We start from the raw sequence: 1,887 nt of genomic DNA on the forward strand, positions 1-1,887 counted from the left end.
TAGGGACGGAGGGACAGGTACATTGTCCCAAAAACTTCTCGCAGATATAAATTCAATTTCATAGAAAATAAGCAGTTGTTGACTTACTAGTAAATCATGCAGCTGTTTTTTTTGGCTCTTTCCTTAAGGAATGTCGCTTATATGATATCGGCGCATTCCGGGTAAGGTATTTTTGGAATTTTGAAAAAAGTATCCTCTTGGTATAATACGGGGTGTCAATTCGTGCATCGAATTGACATCTAACCTAGTTAACTAAGGGAAGACTCCAACATGGGGTTTAAATGCAATTAGAAAATGAATCAAGTCACCGAAAGTATTTTAGTCGGAATTGATATTGTATAGATCAACATTTCGCATGCTTTGTCAATGATCGTGGACGTGTGCTCTGAAAGTCCTGTTTCACATAAAAGAAATGCGGCAGAATTAAATAGGAGAATAAATCATGAATAAAAAAGAGGCTATAAGAATTATAAATGTGGAGAAATTACAAGATTATAATATGATTGAAGTAAGGGATAATAGAGAAAATGAAGTTGTGTTGAGGCATGAGAATAATAAATGGATTGTTTATGTAACAGATGAAAGGGCTATCAAGATTACAAATTCACAAGGATACCTATGCTGACGAGTAAGAAGCATTACATGATTTTATTGATAGATTAAGAGCTGATAAATGCTTGCGTGATTGAACCTGGGGGATTCACTAAACTGGTCCCATAAAGTTCAGTCGTAATAAGAATATGTTTCTTCAGTTTAACTTTACTTGAATTCTCTACTTTTTCTGATCCACCTAAACCTATTAGCGGTGTATATCCGAAGCACTCGTCCAAATTAAAATTTTGGAGACAAAAGTTACCGGCATCATACTTGATTTTCATTAGAAATAATAATGCAGCAGAGGTAGAAGATGCTATCAGATTACTCACCCTCGGTTTTGCATTATCGGGAAAGAACCCAAATTTGACTGTAACTAGAAGAGAAGAGTGAATTACCAGTTAGTGAGTGAAATTCTAAATTAGACGAGGGGAAAAAGAGTACTCAGGGCACATCATTTACTGAATTACAATGGATTCCATTATGTAGGAGGAGCAAATCAAGGGTGAATAATAAACAGAACAAAAATAATCGAACAGCAGAAAAACAGCATAATAAAGTGATTAGTTTAATAGAAGATGTTCTTGAGGACTTATCTCTAGAAATTGAAGCTAGAAAAAAAGGTTTGCCAGGTATGAATGAGGTACCATCTGTATTGCAACTAGAGTCTATTAGTCATGAATTAATTATAATGAACAGAGTATTATCTCCAATAAAGTTTTACCCGACTTTTGCTAGACAAATAGTGGATTCCTGGGATATACATTCAGAAATTGCTGATAAATTACTAGCTGTGGTACAAGAGTATAAAAAATTGTAGTAATTGAAATGTAGGGCTTATATGCCATTCAAGGTTCTTTCCTGGGTGTAGGCTTCCAAGTTTGAAATTGATACAACTATTTAGGTATATGGTTATGAAATGATTGAAGAATTTATAGTTGTAGTGGGGGCATGCGGATGCCTAATTAAATGCCACTAAAGGATCAGCGGGAGGAGGACAAGTGAGAGATGTAATTTATGATGTTTTAAGTTTTCCAAGGAAGTGCCACTAGCGGGGTTTTTTTCAAAAGGAGTATGAAAAATGGACTTAAACGATATACATAACCTAATTAAATCCGAATTCAAAGTGATGAAGAGGGAAAAAGGTAGGATTAGTGTTGCACCAGCAGGGGAAGAAAACTATCCTGAAACTACTGTTCAACTGATTTTTGAAAATCATCATTATGATCTTTATGAAGTTGATAGAGGAATAGAATATAAAGTAGAATCATTTTCAGATGAATATCAATCAAC

At 34.6% G+C, this 1,887-nt stretch carries 2 protein-coding genes and 2 pseudogenes; 3 read left to right on the forward strand and 1 reads right to left on the reverse strand.

The genetic code is table 11. From position 1 onward, the window contains the following. Nucleotides 1-442: 442 nt before the first annotated feature. Complete coding sequence (locus GJU40_RS20360) at nucleotides 443-625, forward strand: hypothetical protein (RefSeq protein WP_246188457.1); 183 nt, start codon at nucleotides 443-445, stop codon at nucleotides 623-625. A 34-nt stretch (nucleotides 626-659) separates the two neighbouring features. On the opposite strand, the pseudogene GJU40_RS20365 reads toward GJU40_RS20360, so the two are convergent. Next, nucleotides 660-827: pseudogene (locus tag GJU40_RS20365) on the reverse strand (T6SS immunity protein Tdi1 domain-containing protein); the annotation flags it as partial. A 272-nt stretch (nucleotides 828-1,099) separates the two neighbouring features. Here GJU40_RS20365 and GJU40_RS20370 point away from each other — a divergent pair. Beyond that, nucleotides 1,100-1,414 carry a hypothetical protein gene (locus GJU40_RS20370; RefSeq protein WP_154309880.1) on the forward strand — a complete coding sequence of 105 codons (315 nt, stop codon included), beginning with the start codon at nucleotides 1,100-1,102 and terminating at the stop codon, nucleotides 1,412-1,414. A 261-nt stretch (nucleotides 1,415-1,675) separates the two neighbouring features. Beyond that, nucleotides 1,676-1,887: pseudogene (locus GJU40_RS20375) on the forward strand (hypothetical protein); the annotation flags it as partial.

Source organism: Metabacillus lacus (assembly GCF_009674805.1).
GTDB classification, from domain to species: Bacteria; Bacillota; Bacilli; order Bacillales; family Bacillaceae; genus Metabacillus_C; species Metabacillus_C lacus.

What these genes read in the sequence shown, in the direction of transcription:
- GJU40_RS20360 (WP_246188457.1), top strand. Translation starts at nt 443, where the DNA reads ATGAATAAAAAAGAGGCTATAAGAATTATAAATGTGGAGAAATTACAA.